We start from the raw sequence: 16,771 nt of genomic DNA, 5'->3' as shown, positions 1-16,771 counted from the left end.
ACCTCTTTCCCCGGCGCTGCGGTTGGTTAAGCTGCCGCAAAGCAAGAGGAGAGTGCATATGGCGTGGATCAGAACCGTCCCCTTTGACGAGGCCACCGGGAAGCTGAAGAAACTTTACGACCGGGTGACCGGGCCGGGCGGTAATGTCGATAACATCATGATGGTGCACAGCCTGCGCCCGCATTCGATGGAAGGGCATATGGCGATCTACAAGAACGTCCTGCACCACACCGGCAACACCATTCCCAAGTGGTTCTTGGAGGTGCTTGGCGTCTGGATTTCTTCTCTGAATGACTGCGCCTATTGCGTCGAGCATCACTTTGCCGGGTTGCAGCGCCTGTTGCAGGACGAAGAACGCGGTCTGGCTATCCGGGCTGCGATCGAGGCGCGCGATCCCGAGGCGGCACCGCTGGAGCCTGCGCAGAAGGTTGCGATGGGCTATGCGCGCAAGCTGACCGAGGCGCCTGCGAGTGTTGAGCAATCCGACATTCAGGCGATGCGCAATGCCGGGTTTGACGATGGGGAGATCCTCGAAATCAATCAGGTCACAGCCTATTTTTCCTACGCCAACCGGACCGTTCTGGGGCTTGGCTGCTCGACCGATGGCGATGTGCTGGGCCTCAGCCCCAACAATTCGGAAGATCCGAACGACTGGGGGCACAAGTAAGCCGCGACGAGACGCAAGACAGATGCGCCTGCGATCCAGTCCCGCGTCAGACGCTTTGCTCTGACCATGTCAGGATCGCATGGCTCATCTCATCGGGTCTTTGATGGTGCAGCCAGTGATCGCAGCCCCCCAGGGTGATGCGTGTCAGGTTGGGGGCGAACTCCTCAAGCCCCTCGGTCGCTTCGGGCAAAAGGGCGCTGTCATCCGCGCCCCAGATCAGCAGGTGCGGCTGGGGAACCTGCAACCGGTTCAGCGGCAGGTCCGGCATTGGGGTCGGGCTGCCGGGCTGGGCCAGTTGCAAGGGCGAGGCTCGGTACCAGTTCACCATGCCGCGAAGGCGTCCGGGGCGGGACCATTCCACATTGTAGGCCTCCAGCCGTTCACCGCTGAGCCAGCTCATATCCATCGGGGCACCAAACAGGGCCAGTAGCTTTTCGAAATCATTGGCCATTAGATCTGCCTCCGATCCGTCGCGCCGCAGGTCCGCGATGTATTGCGAGGCGGCGGCCTGTGGTCCACCGGCAGCCAGCGCCCGCTGGAAGGGCACGGGGTGCACACCATTGGCGATGATCAGCCGCGACACCAGATTGGGTCGGAACATCGCCAGGCCATAGGCAACTGCCGCGCCCCAGTCGTGTCCCAGCACGGTGACCGGGGCGCCGGTCGTAGGGATCAGATTCGCCATGTCTGTGACCAGTCTGGAGGTGGCGTAGTCGCCTACGTCCTGCGGTGCCCAGCTTTGGCCATATCCGCGCTGATCCGGTGCGATGCAGTGAAACCTGTGGCACAGGCGTTCGGCCAGTTCCTGCCAGGCGCCGCCATATTCGGGAAACCCGTGCAGCATCAGCAGTGGCGGCAGGGCAGGGTCGCCCCAGCGGCGGACGAAAAAGGCTTTGCCGTTCAGTGTCTCGAAACCTGCCTGCATGCTGAAATCCTCCGCGCTATCAAGAACAGGCTGATGCCAGACCGCACAGGGCGCAACGATTTCGTCACGTGACACCCAATTTGCGCCGGTCCTTTGATACAGGTCAGCGCGCTCGCGCAGCAAAGCCGTTAAGCTGGCGGCAAATGTGATTGTAAGGAGTTCCATATGTCCACACCCCCCGCACAGCCAGTTCCCGCAGGGCCAGCCGCCGCGAACACCAGCACCCCCCAGCCAGGCGCTACGCCGCGCCCGCCCGCGCCTGAGGAAATCCGCCGCGCCTTTGAGAGTGGCAAGTATCCCTATGCCCGCAAAATGGCCCGCAAAGCCTATGAAGAAGAGAAGGCAAAGCTGCAGGCGGAGCTTCTGAAGGTGCAGCACTGGGCGCTGGAGACAGGGGAAAAGTTCGTCATGCTGTTCGAAGGGCGTGATGCGGCGGGCAAGGGCGGCACGATCAAACGCTTTACCGAGCACCTGAACCCCCGCCATGCACGCGTCGTGGCGCTGAACAAGCCGACCGACGAAGAGCGCGGGCAATGGTATTTCCAACGCTACCTGCAACACCTGCCCACCAGCGGCGAGATCGTGCTTTATGACCGCTCCTGGTACAATCGCGCCGGGGTCGAGCGGGTGATGGGCTTTTGCGAGCCGAGCGAATATCTGGAGTTCATGCGCCAAACACCGGATCTGGAACAGATGCTGGTGCGCTCGGGTATCCGACTTTACAAATACTGGTTCTCGGTGACGCAGGACGAACAGCTGCGCCGGTTCAAATCGCGCGAGACTGATCCGCTGAAACAGTGGAAGCTGTCACCGATCGACAAGGCCTCGCTGGACAAATGGGATGACTATACCGAGGCGAAAGAGGCGATGTTCTTTTACACCGACACCGCAGATGCGCCGTGGACGGTGGTGAAATCCAACTGCAAGAAACGGGCGCGGCTGAACTGCATGCGCCATTTCCTCAGCACGCTGGATTATCCTGGAAAGGACCCTGAAATCGCCACGGCGCCGGATCCGCTGATCATCGGTCAGGCACATCATGTGATCCACCGCTCGGACCATATTCTAGGCAAGGCGCTGCACCCCAATTCCCGGCTGCGCTGACCTTTGCCGATCCACCTTGGCGCGGCGGGATGCCGTCTTGTTGGGAGCGGGGCTTGCGGCTAAACCAAAGGACATGAAAACGCTGCAAAAACGCCTTGCAGGGCCGGTCTTTGCCACCTGGGCCGCTCTTGCGCCTGCTGCTGTGCAGGCGCATCCGCATATCTTTGTGGATACCGGTCTGGCGGTGCAGATTGGCGCGGGCGGGGCGCTTGAGGCGGTCGAGGTCACTTGGGCCTATGACGAATTCTATTCGCTGCTAATTTTCGAGGATCTGGGGCTGGACCCGGATGCGGACGGCGTCCTGACCGACGATGAACTGGCGCGCCTCAAAGGCTTTGATCTCAATTGGAGCGCAGGCTATGCCGGGGACACCTACCTGACCCGGAACGACGCGTCGTTGGCCCTGACGGCGCCAGAACACCTGTCGACCGAAGTGGTGGACGGGCGGATCACCACCCGCCACCGGCGCGGACTGAAGGCGCCGGTCCCGGCGGAGGCCGTTGTGATCCGGGCCTATGATCCCACTTACTACACGGCCTATACGGTCAACCAGGGCGTGTCGGTCGGGGCAGGGTGCCGGGCCGAAATAACCGAACCGGATCTCGACCGTGCCTACACGCTGGTCGAAGAACTGCTTTACGCCATGCCTGCTGATCAAGCTGAGGCCGCCTATCCGGAGGTCGGAGAGGCCTTTGCCGATACAGTGCAGCTGATCTGCGGGGACTGAGATGCGGGTCCTTACAGCAATCGCCGCACTCGCGGTCCTTGTCATTGCGATCTGGCTTTGGGGATTTGGCGGGGCGCAGGATGTGGCGCGCTGGGCGGCCTCTGGCCAGCGCGAGGCGCAATCGGCGCTGGCGCGGGGCCTGCGGGCGCTAAAGGCCGGTCAACCGGGTGCGCTGATCTCGCTATTGTCGCTCTGTTTCGCCTACGGGTTCTTTCACGCAGCAGGGCCGGGGCACGGGAAGCTGGTGATCGGCGGCTACGGTATGGACCGCTCGGTGGCCATGGGGCGGTTGGCGGCGCTGGCGGTGGCCTCCTCGCTGGCGCAGGCGGCGACGGCGGTTGTGCTGGTCGCAGGCGGCCTGACCGTGATGGACTGGGGCCGGGAGCGCATGACCAGCATCGCAGAGGAGGTTCTGGCGCCGCTGTCCTATGGTCTGATCGCGCTGGTGGGCGTGTACCTGTTCCAGCGCGGGACGCGCCGCCTGCTGCGCGCGCGGCAAAATCCTTCTGCTGCGAAGGTGGATGGGCTGGTCGCGGCCTGTGACCATGGCCATATGCACAGCCACGACCATGATCACGATCATTCAGCAGATGCCTGCCCAAGCTGCGGTCACCGGCATGGTCCGACGTTGGAAGAGGCGGCACAGGTTCACGGGCTGCGCGATGCGCTGGCGATTATCGGCGCGGTGGCGCTGCGTCCCTGTACCGGCGCGGTGTTCCTTCTCTTGGTGACATGGCGCATGGATGTGCTACCCGCCGGGATCGCCGGGGCCTTTGCCATGGGGCTGGGCACGGCCAGTGTGACTGTGGCGGTGGCCATTGCCTCGGTCAGCCTGCGACAGGGCGCACTGGACCGGATGCAGGGGCGCGGCGCGCTGGCTCTGGCGGCGGGGCTTGAATTGCTGGCCGGAGGGGTAATCGCGCTTCTGGCAGTTCAGATCATGTTGCGGGCGATCTGATCTGTCGTTCTGATCAGCCCCGCCAGCCGGTTGCTCCGGCAGCGGGGCTTGGCTGTCTAAGTGACTATTCGCCCTTGGGCAGGGTTTCAAGAGTCAGCCCCTGCGCGGTGCGCGGTGCAAAGCCTTTCCAATAGGTATGACCGGGGCCTTCCTTGCCCGCATCGTCCGTGTCGACGACGCCATCCGCCGCGCGCGGGATCAGCTCCAGATACGCGGCTTTGTCCTCGGCGCCTTTCAGGTGCAGATCCATGAAGGCCGTGGCGAAATGCTGTGCGATATTGTTCATCCGGTTGGTGTCCCAGACCGCATCCGCATAGTGTTCAAACGGCACGAAATCGAGCGTTTCCACCGGTTGCCAGCTTTCGATCGGGGCGGGCATCGGCGCGGCGGCATTGTGGTTGGCTGCCTCAAAGGTCAGAAGATGCCGGTCGGTGTTGACCATGCCTTCGAAGATCTGCCGCATGGCGGGGTATTTCGACACATCATCGGCGCTGCCTGCCATCATCATCACTGGCTTTTCCACGCCTGCCAGCCCGGTGGCATCCCAGAACCCGGTGTTCATGCCCCAGGGACCGATGGAGATCACCGCCTTGACCCGCTCGTCCACCAGCGCCTTGTGGCTGTCCGATCCGGCCAGGTGCCGCGACAGCAGCCCGGCGGGCGTACCCCAGCTGTATTCGGTCGAGGCCTGGGTCACGCCCGCCCCGGCAAAGATCAGCGCACCGTAGCCTCCCATGGAATAGCCGATTACGCCGGTCTGCGAGACATCGGTGATGGCGCCCAGCGGGCCGTCGAGGGCGGCCATCTGATCGATAACGAACCTCTGGTCGATGGGGCGGTTCAGCAGGGTCGAGCCAAAGGCCGCCTGATCGGAGTAAGTGCTGTCGGTATGGTCGATGGAGACGGTCACATAGCCTTTGGAGGCCAGGTTTTCGCCCAGATGCGACAGTAGGAAGCGGTTGCCGGGATAGCCGTGAGAGATCACCACCAGCGGATAGCGGGTGCCGGTTGCGGGCTCTGCCGCGCGGGCGGCACGGCCCTGCAACGTGACTTCGGTCGCACCATCACGCAGGACGGTGCGATAGCTGCCGCCAGGTTCGGTGCCGGGCGCGGCCGGATACCAGACTTCGACTGTCAGAGGGCGGTCATAGATCGGCTGACTGTCGGCCGTTGTATTGAGGATGTCGTGTTGTCCAGGGTGGGTGAAGGTCAGCGTCTGTACCCCGATCGGATGGGGTCCAAAGGCCGCCAGTTCGGGCGCATCGGGGCGGATCCGGTCAATCCGGTTTTCGGCCACTGCCGCCGTGCCCGCAGCCAGTCCCGCCGCAAGTCCGATCGCTGCAATCTGTTCGCGCATAATGCTCTCCTGTTGAAACCAATGGCCCCACGGTAGCCCGTGGTCACGACATGTGTAGCGGATGTTGTGCAATTTCCGCGTGACACTGCGTCATTCGGGTTTGGCAGTGTTGGACTGGCAGCCAGGGAGGAACGTTTCAAGATGAGACGTAACCTCTTGCCAGAGGGGGCGGGTGGCCCTAATGCGAGAGCATGGAAACTGTGATGACATATCGTGCACATGCCCGGGCCGTGGCGGTTCTGGGCCTGCCCCTGATCGGCGGCCATGTGGCCCAGTTCTCGATCAACATGACCGATACCATCATGCTGGGTTGGTATGGCGTCGATGAACTGGCGGCGGTGACGCTGGCCGGATCCTGTTTCTTTGTCTTTTTCATGCTGGGGGCCGGCTTTGCCTTTGCCGTGATGCCGCTGGTGGCGGCCGCAGCAGGCGCTGGGGAAGAGCGCCAGATCCGACGCTCCACCCGCATGGGGCTGTGGCTGTCGCTGGCCTACGGCGTTCTGGCAATGCCGGTGCTGTGGTATTCCGAGCCGTTGTTGTTGATGCTGGGGCAGAAACCGGGGGTGGCGGCGGATGCCTCGGCCTATCTGCGTATTGCAGGCTGGGGGCTGTTCCCGGCGCTCCTGGTGATGGTGCTGAAATCCTATCTGGCGGCGCTGGAGCGCACGCAGGTCGTGCTTTGGGTTACGGTGCTGGCGGCTCTCGTCAATGCCGTGGTGAACTATGCGCTGATCTTTGGCCACTGGGGCGCGCCAGAGCTGGGCATTACGGGTGCGGCGATTGCCTCGGTGCTGACGCAGCTTGTGTCGCTGGTGGCAGTGCTTGCATATGCCCTGAAGGCGTTGGCCGAGCACGAGCTGATGCGTAATTTTCACCGCCCCGACTGGGAGATGTTGCGCGAGGTCTTCCGCCTTGGCGTGCCGATCGGGCTGACCAATCTCAGCGAGATCAGCCTGTTCACCGCCTCTGCGATGATGATGGGCTGGCTGGGCACGGCCACGTTGGCGGCGCATGGGATTGCGATCACGCTGTCGGGCCTCACCTTCATGGTGCACCTCGGTCTCAGCAATGCGGCGACGATCCGGTCCGGCAACGCCTATGGGCGCCGCGACTGGCCACATATGGCCCGCGGGGCGAAGGTGGTAATCGCCCTGTCGCTGGCCATGTCGGTTGCGACGATCATCCTGTTCCTGACCGCGCCGGATCCGCTGATTTCGCTGTTTCTGGGTACCGAGGATCCAGACAAACCGCAAATCCTGCTTATCGGGGCCGGGCTGTTGGCCGCGGCGGCGCTGTTTCAGCTGATGGACGGCATGCAGGTGGTGGTTCTGGGGCTGTTGCGCGGGGTGCAGGACACCGGCGTTCCGATGGTGATCGCCGCGCTCAGTTATTGGGTGGTCGGCATCCCGGCCTCCTACCTGTTCGGCTTTACCTTTGGCTGGGGCGGTGTCGGGGTCTGGTACGGGCTGGCGCTGGGGCTCAGCTGTGCCGGGTTCTTCCTGCTAATCCGGTTCTGGCGTCAGGCCGCCCATAGGGTACCTGCCGCCGCGATCTGATCAGGGCCACGGGAAACGGCGACGGGCCGGTTTAGTCCTTGCGAGATTTCATCAGCTGGTCGGCCTTCTTGCGGACCAGAACCGAGCGCAGGTCGTGCATCGCCATTAACAATGCATCCGAGACTTCATCCAGCTGTTCGTCGGTGGCCTTGCTTTGCACCCAATGGGCGGTGAGGTTCAAATGGTCCACCGCCCGGTGGATATCATCAATGTCCCGCCGCGCCAGCGTGGCAATGCGGTCGGCCATCCAGGTCTCGATTGCCTCCATGTCGCGCGCGGAAAGCTGGCGGTCCCCATGTGGGCGGATCTCGCCGTTGCGTGTGTTCACAACGGCGATCTGATCCATGTCGATCCGGCGCTGGCGGTTCTCCGTATCCACACGGAACACGAACGCCCCATTTTCGCGGACACGGAAGTAATACTCGGGCAGCGCAGCGGACATAGGCGGTCTCTCCGGTTCAGCTGAGGGTGTCGCAGAAGCTTTTGATGCGGCGGCAGGCCTCTACCAGCGCTTCGTCCGAGGTGGCGTAGCTGATGCGGAAATTCGGGGACAGACCGAATGCCGCGCCAAAGACCACGGCCACATCCTGCTCTTCCAGGAGCGCGGTGGCGAAGGCTTCGTCATCGCTGATGACGGTGCCCTTGGGCGTGGTCTTGCCAATAAGTCCGGCGATGGAGGGGTAGACGTAGAAGGCGCCTTCGGGCGTTGGGCAGGTGATCCCGTCGATATCATTCAGCGCAGCCACCACCAGATCGCGGCGGCGTTTGAAGGCGACGTTGTTTTCGGCAATGAAATCCTGCGGACCGTTCAGCGCCTCGACTGCGGCCCATTGACTGATCGAGCAGGGGTTCGAGGTGGATTGCGACTGCACCTTGCGCATGGCGGCGATCAGATGTTCGGGACCTGCGGCATAACCGATGCGCCAGCCGGTCATGGCATAAGCCTTGGACACGCCGTTGCAGGTGAGGGTCCGCTCGTAAAGGCCCGGCTCCACCTCGGCAGGGGTGCAGAATTCGAACCCGTCAAAGACCAGGTGTTCATACATGTCATCGGTCATCACCCAAACATGCGGATGGCGCATCAGGACGTCGGTCAACGCCTTCAGCTCGGCCCGGTTATAGCCCGCACCGCTGGGGTTGGAGGGCGAGTTGAAGATGAACCACTTGGTCTTCGGGGTGATTGCGGCTTCCAGCTGCTCGGGCGTCAGTTTGAAATCGCTTTCCAGCGAGGCTTCGACCGGGACCGGGGTTCCGCCAGCCAGCAGCACCATGTCGGGGTAGCTGACCCAGTAAGGCGCCGGGATGATCACCTCGTCGCCCGGGTTCAGCGTCGCCATCAGCGCATTATAAAGCGTCTGTTTGCCGCCGGTGCCGACCGAGACCTGTTTCGGGGTATAATCCAGCCCGTGATCGCGCTTCATCTTGGCGCAGATCGCCTGTTTCAGCTCGGGAATGCCGTCTGGGGCTGTGTATTTCGTCTTGCCCGCCGCGATGGCAGCGACGGCGGAGTCTTTGATGTTCTGGGGCGTGTCGAAATCCGGCTCACCGGCGCTCAGACCGATCACATCGCGCCCCTGCGCCTTCAGCTCGGCGGCAAGGGTGCTGATGGCGATCGAGGGTGACGGTTTTACGCGAGAAAGTGTTGCTGACAGAAAAGACATGGCGGAGTGGCCCCGGTTTGTATGTTGCTGTTAACTGTCATAGGGTGCGGCCAAATCGCGATCAAGCGGCATTGGCGCGTTCAATTAAGGGAGAGCCAAAATGGCCAACGATACAACAGACTGGTTCGGACCGGAGGCCGCGACGTTCGGCGACCGCGTGGCAGCTGCAAGAGAGGCGGCAGGCATGACCCAGGGCCAGCTGTCGCGGCGTCTGGGCGTCAAGAAAAGCACCCTGTCGGGCTGGGAACAGGACCTGTCCGAGCCGCGCGCCAATAAACTGTCGATGATGTCCGGCTTGCTGAACGTGTCGATGACCTGGCTGCTGACGGGCGAAGGCGACGGCATGCCCGAGCCGGGCGAGCTGGAACTGGAAGCTGGCGATTTCTCTTCCGTGCTTAGCGAGCTGCGCGAGTTGCGCGCCGAGCTGCGCGCCGGTTCGGACCGCGCTGCGCGTCTGGAAAAGAAACTGCGGAACCTGCTACAGAACGCAGCACAATAAGACGAGAGCGACTCACATGAGCGGACAGACCCCTGGGGCAGAAACACGCGAAAACCGGCTGAAGCGTTTGCAGATGCGGTCGATGCGGCGTGGAATCAAAGAGATGGATATTCTTCTGTCCGCTTATGCTGAGGCCAACCTCGCGGCCATGTCAGAGGCGGATCTCGACCTCTATGACCGGCTGCTTCATGAAAATGATCAAGATTTATATCAATGGGTTACGGGGCAGGTCCCGGCACCCGAAGCGTTTTCCGAGCTGGTTCAACACATTGCGCAAACCTATCAATAATCATAAAAATTCAGCTTAACTGATTTTTCGGAAATTGTAGGCATTCTGTCTCTCAGCAAATTCGAGTCGGAGATGCGAATGAGTATGGAATTGCCAATTGGCCAGCAGGACCGAAAAGGGTTCATGACTGGCTACCTTGAAGCACTGGCGCTGGTAGAACGTCTGCACCGGTTGTTGCTGGATGTGATCAAGGATGAATTTGAACGCGTAGGCGTTCTGGAAATCAACGCCGTCCAGGCGCTATTACTGTTCAACATCGGCGACAATGAAGTCACCGCTGGCGAACTGAAGACGCGTGGCTACTATCAAGGTAGCAACGTTAGCTACAACCTGAAAAAGCTGGTCGACATGGGATACATGCATCACCAGCGCTGCGAAATCGACCGCCGGTCGGTGCGTGTGCGTCTGACGCCGCGTGGCCGGGAAATCCGCGATATCGTGGCGGGGCTGTTCTCGCGTCACGCAGAAGGCCTGGAAGGCAAAGGTGTCATCAGCGGAGAGGGTATTGCAGACATTACCGCCTCGCTGAAACGTGTGGAGCGCTACTGGTCTGACCAGATCCGCTACATCTACTGATTTGGTGCTGGACCGTTTGGTCCAAGGCCGCTGCCATGCAGCCAGAAAGGCTGCTCGATCTACCTGTTAAGAAGACCCTAGTACGGCTGTAAAACGCAGCCAAAACCCCGACTTGAAGAATTCAAGAGTGAACCGTTTGCGACCTACAGGAGCTCAGCCGCGAGGGTGAGTGTCGCACAGGCAAGAATGCCTCAACAGATCAATACATGGCCCCAAAGGGAAACGGTGTTTAGCCAGTAAAGATCAAGGCCCCGACAGACCGAACACGGCAGGGGGCGTAAAGAGGTACACGCGCTGCCCGCAGATCACCGCGGCGCTGAGCGACAATAAAGGCGACAAAAACAGAAAAAGGCGGCCCCGGGAACGGGGCCGCCTTTTTCACGTGTTCTGTTCTGGTGTCCTGAACCGGCTCCTGTACTCTGGTCCAGCAGCCGGAGGGCTGCTGGCTTTACCAATGCCCGGAGCTTTCCATACTAGCCCAGGGCTCTGCCGGTTCCAGAGCTTCACCGTTCTGCAGCAGCTCGACCGAGATATTGTCGGGGGAACGCACAAAGGCCATGCGCCCGTCGCGCGGCGGGCGGTTGATGGTGACGCCATTGTCCATCAGGTGCTGGCACATCTCGTAAATGTTATCGACGCCATAGGCGAGATGGCCGAAATGGCGGCTGTCGCTCGGCAGTCCGTCGTCACCATCCCAGTTGTAGGTCAGCTCGATCGGGGCATCTTCCTGACCCGGAGGCGCGAGGAAGATGAGAGAGAACCGGCCTTGCTCACTGTCATAGCGGCGCGTCTCTACAAGGCCCAGAAGCTTGTAAAAGGCCATGGATTTCTCAAGGTCCTTAACGCGGACCATAGTGTGCAAATAGGTAAGGGGCATGTGATTTTCCCTGATCTGATCACGTTCGGGCCGACAGTAACCTTCAGGTCCGGAAAGTCGAGGGGGCGGGGGTCAGAAAGCCGACTGAATGCCGAAGTTCACGCCGAAGCGATGCGATTCATAGAGGCCGATATTGCTGTCGAGCTTGGATGCTGAAATGCTGACCGTCGGGTTGAAACCGTAGTAATCAATCTTGTTGAAGGTGAGCGAGACATCTGCCTGGTAGCGGTCATCGTGGCGCCCGTCCGGGCTGTGCGGGGAGACGTCATAATCCCGGATCCGCCCCCAAAGACCAAATTGCGCCGTCGCGCCGAGGATCGGCTTGCCCAGCGTCAGCTGGGTGCGCAGGCCGACCTCCTCAAATTCGTCGGGGGCATAGTTTGACGTTGCCCCGGCCACAGACAGGTTGGTCCAGAGCGTTGCGCCAGAGGGCAGCTTGAAGCTGTAGGAAAGATCTGCGCGCCAGGTGTCCTGGTCGCTGGTCGCGACACCGTCCTGAATTTCATGCGACAGGCGCGCGTTGATCCGGCGGCTGCGGTCCAGCTTGTAGCTTTGCCCGGCAGAGAGGCGCAGGAAGCGGGCGTATTCCTCACCGCCGTACCAGCTTTGCCCCAGATCGGCGGCGACGCGGAATTCGCCCCTACGGTCCAGATTGATGCCACGCAGGCCATAGCCGATCTGATAGGTGGCAAAGGCAAAGTCGTTGCCCTCGGCGCCGGGCGCCTGCGCCTTGGCTTCGGAAGAGAGGGTATAACTACGCGCATCCAATGAGAAAGCGACGTCATGCGCCCGAGTTGCGGTTTCATGGAACCGGTAGCGAGAGTGCAGGCCCACGGCGTATTCGATCCCAGAGAGCGCCATCTGGGTGCCGCCCAGTTCAAATTCGACGGGCTGTCCCAGCAGCACCTCTGCCAGTTCGTAATTCAGGAACGAGGACCGCTCGGAGGAGCCGTTGTTGATGTTGGATTCAGGAGAAACCGAAAAGGAAAACCGGTGCAGCCAGGGGGTGCTGGCGCGCAGATAGCGGAAATCGCGCACTGCGCGGCGCTCCAGCTGTTGGTCCGGGGCATGTTCCACGGCGCGGCGCAGCCAGAACTGCGCCATGGTCCGTTGCCCGCCCGAGGACAGCGCTTGCGCCATGATCAGGGCGGCTGCGTATCGGTCGCTGTCGGTCTCGGCCAGTGACCAGGCTTGTTTGGCTGTTTTTCGTGCGGTGGGATAGTCGCCCAGATCCCGCGCTGCCCGCGATTTGATGAGGAGCGCGGTGCGGTCCTCTGGGTCGCGTGAGATCAGCGCCTCTGCCAGGGCCATGGCCTGTTTTGGATTGCTGACCTTCAGGAGCTGCGTCGCCGCAGCGCGCATCTGAGCCGGGGTCAGCACCGTTTCACCCGAAGGCGCAGCCGTGGTCACGGCCCCGAAAGAGGCCGAAACCGTCGCGCAGAGCAGGACCAGTGCAGCCCTGCCCAGACCTTGGCTGAGCGGCTGAACGCGCGGCATCACAGGCTCAGTTATTGTAGACGATGAAGCCACCCGTCTCGCGGACGGAATTTGCAGCCGGGTCAAGCGAGTTTTCCAGCACTACGACGCCGACGATTTCCTCGGCATTGTCGCCCGAGACCACCGCGTAGTAATTGCCGGTTTCATAAGTCTGGCGCACGCCGTTTGGATCGACATATGTGCTTTGCAGGGTGCCTATGATTTCGCCGTTGTCATCAAGATTGTTCGGGCCGACATCGAAGATAGCAACCGGAATGCTGGATAGCGTCAGGTTCTTGTCAACGTTGATCCGGTTGATCACGTCATTGGTGATGTCATTGCCGTCTGTGTCGTAGATGGTCCGGTTGGTCAGGCTGCCCCTCACCGCATCGCCGCGCCCGCCGGTCGCCGGGTTAAAGTCGTCAAAGTCGATGGCGATCTGCACGTCGGCGGTGGTGTATTCCAATCCCGCGGCGCCGTTGTAGTCCCGTAGGCCGGCCAGGGAACCGTTGTACTGGGCCTGTCCGCTGCTGGGCAGGGTGACGGAGTTATCGCGCTGATAGACGAAGCCGCCAAAGCCATAATCGGCATAGGCGCCTGTGCGGACAATGGCGAATTTGCTGTTGCCCGATGTGCTGACGCCGTAAATCGCCCGGTGGGTAAACTGGTTGATCGGCTCGTTGTCGGTGATGTCGCTGTACTGGGCGTCGGCCTCGTAAACCGCAAAGGGGCCAAGGCTGCTGACGGCGGTGCCGCGGGCATAGGTGCCGTCGCCATCAAAGGCGAGGTTGTCGACCGAAAACGTATCGTTGTCGCTGTCATAGCTAATTTCGGTGGCATAGCCATTGCCGATATAGGCGTCTTCGGTGCTGGTACCTTCGCGGCGGAAGATCGAGGTGTCAGCGGTCGGGGAGGGGGTCCCCGGTGGGCGGCCGTCCCCGTCGATACCGGTATCCGTTCCTGTGTCGGTGCCTGTGTCGCCGCCGTTATCAGTCGTGTCTTCGGTGAACGGATTCCCGTTGCCGCACGCCGATAGCGCAAGCGCCGCAATAAATGCGCCAGTAATCTTATTCATGATGTGCCTGCCTCTGCTCGAACTTCTGGGCGGTTTTTTCTCACAATTTGCCGCAGGTCCCAAAAAGTCAACGGATTTGCGGGATGGGGAAAACTTTGTCGGCGGGGCTGGCCTGAATGCCATAGTTCGTCTTTGGGGTGTTGGCAGCAAGCGCTGGGGCGCAAGGCCTTGGCGCGAGCCGGTGCAACGGGTATGACCAAAGGCGAAACAGCCCGGCAACCGGGCGCGGCCGGGGAGGGGACGACCTTTGCAGCAATATCACGACGCCTTGCGCCACATTCTGGAGAACGGCACCCGCAGCAGCGACCGGACCGGGACCGGGACGCTGTCCTGTTTCGGCATGCAGGCGCGCTACTCTCTGGCCGACGGCTTCCCGCTGGTCACCACCAAGAAGCTACACCTGCGCTCGATCATTCACGAACTTTTGTGGTTCCTCTCCGGGGATACCAACATCGGCTACCTGAAGGACAACGGGGTGTCGATCTGGGATGAATGGGCGGATGAGAATGGCGATCTGGGGCCGGTCTATGGCTATCAGTGGCGCCGTTTCCCGCGTCTGGATCTGGTGCCCGGAACCACGGGGGACGAAGCCCTCTATCGCGCGGGCAGTGTCGATCAGATCGCGGATCTGGTGAAGATGATCGAAACCTCGCCCGACAGCCGCCGCCTGATCGTGTCGGCCTGGAACCCGGGCGATGTGCCGGATATGGCGCTGCCGCCATGCCATACCCTGTGGCAGGTGCGGATCCTGGGCGGTAAGCTCCATCTGCAACTCTATCAGCGCTCGGCGGACATGTTCCTGGGCGTGCCGTTCAATATCGCCTCCTACGCGCTGTTGCAGGCGATGCTGGCGCATGTGACTGGCTATGAGGTCGGCGATTTTATTCACACCATGGGGGATGCGCATATCTATGCAAACCATATGGATCAGGTGCAGGAGCAGCTGTCGCGGACGCCGAAACCCCTGCCGCAGCTGCGGATCAAACGGGACGTGAAATCGATTTTCGACTTCCGCTACGAGGACTTTGAATTCCTGAACTACGATCCCGATCCGGCCATCAAGGCGCCGGTCGCGGTTTAACGGGGGCAGCAGAGATGATTACACTGATCGCGGCCCGCGCCCGAGATGGCGCCATTGGCAAGGACAACACGATACCCTGGCACGCGCCCGAGGATCTGAAGGCGTTTCAGCGTGAAACACTGGGCGGTGCCATCGTGATGGGGCGCCGGACCTGGGACAGCCTGCCGTTCAAGCCGCTGAAAAACCGCCTGAATATCGTTGTGTCATCAGATCCTGCCGCAGCGGATACCGTCTGCGCCTCGATCGGGGAGGCCATCGATATGGCCTATGCACAGGGATACCGGCGCGTCTATGGCATCGGCGGCGCCGGGATCTATGCTGCGATGATGGGGCTGGCTGATCGCCTGCTGATCACCGAAGTCGATGTTGCCGTCGAAGGCGCTGATACGTTCTTCCCCAATTTCAGCGAGGCGGATTGGAACCCGATCGGAACCACCGCCTTACGGACGGCAGATCCGGCCTGCGCTTTGGTGGAGTACCTCAGACGATAAGATGGCCCGGTGAGGTGTCGCGTGGATCGGCGTGCCGGTGCGCGCCGCCTCACCCCCGTCAGAGTTCGGTGATTTCACCGGCCATCTGTCGGCCATCGCGACCTTCAGTCAACTCGTAACCGACTTTCATATTGTCAGAGAGTCCCTTTAATCCGGAACGTTCGACCTGAGAGATGTGAACAAAGACATCCTTGCCGCCTGTGTCGGGTTCGATAAATCCGTAACCCTTTGTGTTATTGAACCATTTCACGGTGCCACTTGGCATGTTCCGTGTCTCCTTCTACCTTATACGCGCCCCGGATATTGCCAAGGCGTTCACAATTGCCTTTCTTCGGCGCCGGACAATGCTGCGTGAGGAGCTATACGGCATCCGAAAAATGTCTAGGCAAGTCCGACTGTTACATGCGTGAACAAAAAATCAAGACCAGACCTCAAAATCTTCCGTAAATTACGGGAAACGATCCAAAGCGAAAGAGAATGATACGATGCAGCTTTTTGGACTGAAGAACTGTGATACTTGCCGTAAGGCACTGAAACTCTTGCCAGAGGCTACACTGGTGGATGTCAGGGCCGATGGTGTGCCGGATGATGTTCTGGAGCGCGCCTATGCTGAATTTGAAGGCAAACTGGTCAATACGCGCTCAACCACATGGCGGGGGCTCAGCGACGCTGAACGGGAAACCCCGGCGCTTGATCTGCTGCGCGCGCATCCGGCGCTGATGAAACGGCCCCTGATCGAAATTGACGGCAAGCTGTACCTTGGCTGGGACAAGAGCGTTCAGCAGGCGCTTTTGCCCGAATAAGGTAACGAAAAACGCCATCCCCGTTTTTGGCGGGGATGGCGGGAATGACGCGTGACGATTTCGGTTGAGATCAGGCCGGATCGGTCGCCGCGAATTTACGGCGCAGCACTGCATCAAGCGACAGGGCGCCGGCACCTTTGATCACCAGTACGCTGAGCAGGAAGACCCACAGCAGACGTTGATCCAGGATGATGCCGTCCGGGAAGCGGTCGAACCAGGCGCCAAGTGTCTTCGGATCGGTGCCGTTGTGACCGTAGATATCGGTCAGGGACTGCACCACGACAAAGCCAATCATGCCAAGCGCGGCAAGACGGGTGAACAGGCCGATGATCAGCAGCAGCGGCAGGATGAATTCAGCCCAGGTGCCTGCCATGACGACCAGCCAGTGGAATGCGCCGAGCTGTGACACGTCATAGCCGACGGCTTCGAATTGCTTCGGGAAGATCTGCGCATAGGCGCCCATGGAGGGGCTGAACAGGCCCAAAATGCCATCACCCAGCTTGGTGACGCCGGAGACCCAAAAGTACATCAGAAGGGTTGCAGCAAAGACGAAACGGGTGAGGGCAGGCAACAGCCAGCTTCCCGCGGTTTCGATGAGGCCGAAGACCGCGTTGTGGAGCGAAACAACAGAACGCATTGGTTTTCCTTT

General features: G+C 61.1%; 20 protein-coding genes. 11 read left to right on the top strand and 9 right to left on the bottom strand.

The window, feature by feature from the left end; genetic code table 11:
• Positions 1-58 precede the first annotated feature (58 nt).
• Positions 59-667, top strand: a complete 609-nt coding sequence (locus SM763_RS03280) for a carboxymuconolactone decarboxylase family protein (protein ID WP_274838488.1) — start codon at positions 59-61, stop codon at positions 665-667.
• Positions 668-713: 46 nt separating this feature from the next.
• Here the strand turns inward: SM763_RS03280 and SM763_RS03275 are convergent, their stop codons facing one another.
• Positions 714-1,592, bottom strand: a complete 879-nt coding sequence (locus tag SM763_RS03275; protein ID WP_347509650.1) for an alpha/beta fold hydrolase — start codon at positions 1,590-1,592, stop codon at positions 714-716.
• Between the two features lie 165 nt (positions 1,593-1,757).
• Here SM763_RS03275 and ppk2 point away from each other — a divergent pair, with 165 nt between their 5' ends.
• The 3 genes from ppk2 (at position 1,758) to SM763_RS03260 (ending at position 4,381) form a co-directional block, all read left to right on the top strand.
• Complete coding sequence (gene ppk2 / locus SM763_RS03270; protein WP_274828388.1) at positions 1,758-2,696, top strand: polyphosphate kinase 2; 939 nt, start codon at positions 1,758-1,760, stop codon at positions 2,694-2,696.
• A gap of 73 nt (positions 2,697-2,769) precedes the next feature.
• Positions 2,770-3,423 (top strand): DUF1007 family protein, encoded by a 654-nt coding sequence (locus tag SM763_RS03265; protein WP_347509651.1) that lies wholly within the window; start codon positions 2,770-2,772, stop codon positions 3,421-3,423.
• A 1-nt stretch (position 3,424) separates the two neighbouring features.
• Complete coding sequence (locus SM763_RS03260; protein WP_347509652.1) at positions 3,425-4,381, top strand: nickel/cobalt transporter; 957 nt, start codon at positions 3,425-3,427, stop codon at positions 4,379-4,381.
• A gap of 64 nt (positions 4,382-4,445) precedes the next feature.
• Here the strand turns inward: SM763_RS03260 and SM763_RS03255 are convergent, their stop codons facing one another.
• Positions 4,446-5,738 carry an alpha/beta hydrolase family protein gene (locus SM763_RS03255; protein ID WP_347509653.1) on the bottom strand — a complete coding sequence of 431 codons (1,293 nt, stop codon included), beginning with the start codon at positions 5,736-5,738 and terminating at the stop codon, positions 4,446-4,448.
• 203 nt (positions 5,739-5,941) lie between these two features.
• Between SM763_RS03255 and SM763_RS03250 the strand changes: the two genes are divergently transcribed.
• On the top strand, positions 5,942-7,294 hold the full coding sequence (locus SM763_RS03250) for an MATE family efflux transporter (RefSeq protein WP_347509654.1): 1,353 nt from the start codon (positions 5,942-5,944) through the stop codon (positions 7,292-7,294).
• A gap of 31 nt (positions 7,295-7,325) precedes the next feature.
• Here SM763_RS03250 and SM763_RS03245 read toward each other — a convergent pair whose 3' ends face one another.
• Together SM763_RS03245 and SM763_RS03240 are read right to left on the bottom strand one after the other, a co-directional pair.
• Complete coding sequence (locus SM763_RS03245) at positions 7,326-7,736, bottom strand: hypothetical protein (RefSeq protein ID WP_065270725.1); 411 nt, start codon at positions 7,734-7,736, stop codon at positions 7,326-7,328.
• A gap of 16 nt (positions 7,737-7,752) precedes the next feature.
• Positions 7,753-8,955, bottom strand: coding sequence for a pyridoxal phosphate-dependent aminotransferase (locus SM763_RS03240; RefSeq protein WP_347509655.1), 1,203 nt, complete (start codon positions 8,953-8,955; stop codon positions 7,753-7,755).
• A 100-nt stretch (positions 8,956-9,055) separates the two neighbouring features.
• Here SM763_RS03240 and SM763_RS03235 point away from each other — a divergent pair, with 100 nt between their 5' ends.
• From SM763_RS03235 to SM763_RS03225, 3 genes are all read left to right on the top strand, one after another.
• Positions 9,056-9,454: a helix-turn-helix domain-containing protein gene (locus SM763_RS03235; RefSeq protein ID WP_274828393.1), complete on the top strand. Its 399-nt coding sequence runs from the start codon at positions 9,056-9,058 to the stop codon at positions 9,452-9,454.
• A gap of 16 nt (positions 9,455-9,470) precedes the next feature.
• Positions 9,471-9,743: a succinate dehydrogenase assembly factor 2 gene (locus SM763_RS03230; protein WP_274838493.1), complete on the top strand. Its 273-nt coding sequence runs from the start codon at positions 9,471-9,473 to the stop codon at positions 9,741-9,743.
• Positions 9,744-9,821: 78 nt separating this feature from the next.
• Positions 9,822-10,319 (top strand): MarR family winged helix-turn-helix transcriptional regulator, encoded by a 498-nt coding sequence (locus SM763_RS03225; protein WP_197492335.1) that lies wholly within the window; start codon positions 9,822-9,824, stop codon positions 10,317-10,319.
• 448 nt (positions 10,320-10,767) lie between these two features.
• Here the strand turns inward: SM763_RS03225 and SM763_RS03220 are convergent, their stop codons facing one another.
• The 3 genes from SM763_RS03220 to SM763_RS03210 all read right to left on the bottom strand — a co-directional run bounded on the left by SM763_RS03220 (position 10,768) and on the right by SM763_RS03210 (position 13,747).
• The gene (locus SM763_RS03220) at positions 10,768-11,196 is read right to left on the bottom strand and encodes a VOC family protein (RefSeq protein ID WP_065270720.1); all 429 of its coding nucleotides are present in this window, start codon (positions 11,194-11,196) and stop codon (positions 10,768-10,770) included.
• 72 nt (positions 11,197-11,268) lie between these two features.
• Positions 11,269-12,693 (bottom strand): surface lipoprotein assembly modifier, encoded by a 1,425-nt coding sequence (locus SM763_RS03215; protein WP_347509656.1) that lies wholly within the window; start codon positions 12,691-12,693, stop codon positions 11,269-11,271.
• Between the two features lie 7 nt (positions 12,694-12,700).
• Positions 12,701-13,747 carry a hypothetical protein gene (locus SM763_RS03210; protein ID WP_347509657.1) on the bottom strand — a complete coding sequence of 349 codons (1,047 nt, stop codon included), beginning with the start codon at positions 13,745-13,747 and terminating at the stop codon, positions 12,701-12,703.
• A gap of 247 nt (positions 13,748-13,994) precedes the next feature.
• On the opposite strand from SM763_RS03210, the gene SM763_RS03205 reads away from it, so the two are divergent.
• Together SM763_RS03205 and SM763_RS03200 are read left to right on the top strand one after the other, a co-directional pair.
• On the top strand, positions 13,995-14,828 hold the full coding sequence (locus SM763_RS03205) for a thymidylate synthase (RefSeq protein WP_347509658.1): 834 nt from the start codon (positions 13,995-13,997) through the stop codon (positions 14,826-14,828).
• A 14-nt stretch (positions 14,829-14,842) separates the two neighbouring features.
• Positions 14,843-15,319, top strand: coding sequence for a dihydrofolate reductase (locus SM763_RS03200; RefSeq protein ID WP_274835692.1), 477 nt, complete (start codon positions 14,843-14,845; stop codon positions 15,317-15,319).
• Between the two features lie 58 nt (positions 15,320-15,377).
• Here SM763_RS03200 and SM763_RS03195 read toward each other — a convergent pair whose 3' ends face one another.
• On the bottom strand, positions 15,378-15,584 hold the full coding sequence (locus SM763_RS03195) for a cold-shock protein (protein WP_065270715.1): 207 nt from the start codon (positions 15,582-15,584) through the stop codon (positions 15,378-15,380).
• Between the two features lie 220 nt (positions 15,585-15,804).
• Between SM763_RS03195 and SM763_RS03190 the strand changes: the two genes are divergently transcribed.
• The gene (locus tag SM763_RS03190) at positions 15,805-16,122 is read left to right on the top strand and encodes an arsenate reductase family protein (protein WP_347509660.1); all 318 of its coding nucleotides are present in this window, start codon (positions 15,805-15,807) and stop codon (positions 16,120-16,122) included.
• Between the two features lie 70 nt (positions 16,123-16,192).
• Here the strand turns inward: SM763_RS03190 and SM763_RS03185 are convergent, their stop codons facing one another.
• On the bottom strand, positions 16,193-16,759 hold the full coding sequence (locus SM763_RS03185; protein ID WP_274828400.1) for a DoxX family membrane protein: 567 nt from the start codon (positions 16,757-16,759) through the stop codon (positions 16,193-16,195).
• Positions 16,760-16,771 lie beyond the last annotated feature (12 nt).

It is taken from the genome of Pseudophaeobacter sp. C1-32P7 (assembly GCF_041008775.1).
Lineage (GTDB): Bacteria > Pseudomonadota > Alphaproteobacteria > Rhodobacterales > Rhodobacteraceae > Phycobacter > Phycobacter gallaeciensis_A.
Note: the sequence above shows the minus strand (reverse complement) of the source record. Positions and strands in the feature narration are given on the sequence as shown.

Excerpts from the sequence above, each read along its gene's own strand:
- SM763_RS03280 (WP_274838488.1), top strand. The coding sequence starts at position 59 with ATGGCGTGGATCAGAACCGTCCCCTTTGACGAGGCCACCGGGAAGCTG.
- SM763_RS03275 (WP_347509650.1), bottom strand. The coding sequence starts at position 1,592 with ATGCAGGCAGGTTTCGAGACACTGAACGGCAAAGCCTTTTTCGTCCGC.
- ppk2 (WP_274828388.1), top strand. The coding sequence starts at position 1,758 with ATGTCCACACCCCCCGCACAGCCAGTTCCCGCAGGGCCAGCCGCCGCG.
- SM763_RS03265 (WP_347509651.1), top strand. The coding sequence starts at position 2,770 with ATGAAAACGCTGCAAAAACGCCTTGCAGGGCCGGTCTTTGCCACCTGG.
- SM763_RS03260 (WP_347509652.1), top strand. The coding sequence starts at position 3,425 with ATGCGGGTCCTTACAGCAATCGCCGCACTCGCGGTCCTTGTCATTGCG.
- SM763_RS03255 (WP_347509653.1), bottom strand. The coding sequence starts at position 5,738 with ATGCGCGAACAGATTGCAGCGATCGGACTTGCGGCGGGACTGGCTGCG.
- SM763_RS03250 (WP_347509654.1), top strand. The coding sequence starts at position 5,942 with ATGACATATCGTGCACATGCCCGGGCCGTGGCGGTTCTGGGCCTGCCC.
- SM763_RS03245 (WP_065270725.1), bottom strand. The coding sequence starts at position 7,736 with ATGTCCGCTGCGCTGCCCGAGTATTACTTCCGTGTCCGCGAAAATGGG.
- SM763_RS03240 (WP_347509655.1), bottom strand. The coding sequence starts at position 8,955 with ATGTCTTTTCTGTCAGCAACACTTTCTCGCGTAAAACCGTCACCCTCG.
- SM763_RS03235 (WP_274828393.1), top strand. The coding sequence starts at position 9,056 with ATGGCCAACGATACAACAGACTGGTTCGGACCGGAGGCCGCGACGTTC.
- SM763_RS03230 (WP_274838493.1), top strand. The coding sequence starts at position 9,471 with ATGAGCGGACAGACCCCTGGGGCAGAAACACGCGAAAACCGGCTGAAG.
- SM763_RS03225 (WP_197492335.1), top strand. The coding sequence starts at position 9,822 with ATGAGTATGGAATTGCCAATTGGCCAGCAGGACCGAAAAGGGTTCATG.
- SM763_RS03220 (WP_065270720.1), bottom strand. The coding sequence starts at position 11,196 with ATGCCCCTTACCTATTTGCACACTATGGTCCGCGTTAAGGACCTTGAG.
- SM763_RS03215 (WP_347509656.1), bottom strand. The coding sequence starts at position 12,693 with ATGCCGCGCGTTCAGCCGCTCAGCCAAGGTCTGGGCAGGGCTGCACTG.
- SM763_RS03210 (WP_347509657.1), bottom strand. The coding sequence starts at position 13,747 with ATGAATAAGATTACTGGCGCATTTATTGCGGCGCTTGCGCTATCGGCG.
- SM763_RS03200 (WP_274835692.1), top strand. The coding sequence starts at position 14,843 with ATGATTACACTGATCGCGGCCCGCGCCCGAGATGGCGCCATTGGCAAG.
- SM763_RS03195 (WP_065270715.1), bottom strand. The coding sequence starts at position 15,584 with ATGCCAAGTGGCACCGTGAAATGGTTCAATAACACAAAGGGTTACGGA.
- SM763_RS03190 (WP_347509660.1), top strand. The coding sequence starts at position 15,805 with ATGCAGCTTTTTGGACTGAAGAACTGTGATACTTGCCGTAAGGCACTG.
- SM763_RS03185 (WP_274828400.1), bottom strand. The coding sequence starts at position 16,759 with ATGCGTTCTGTTGTTTCGCTCCACAACGCGGTCTTCGGCCTCATCGAA.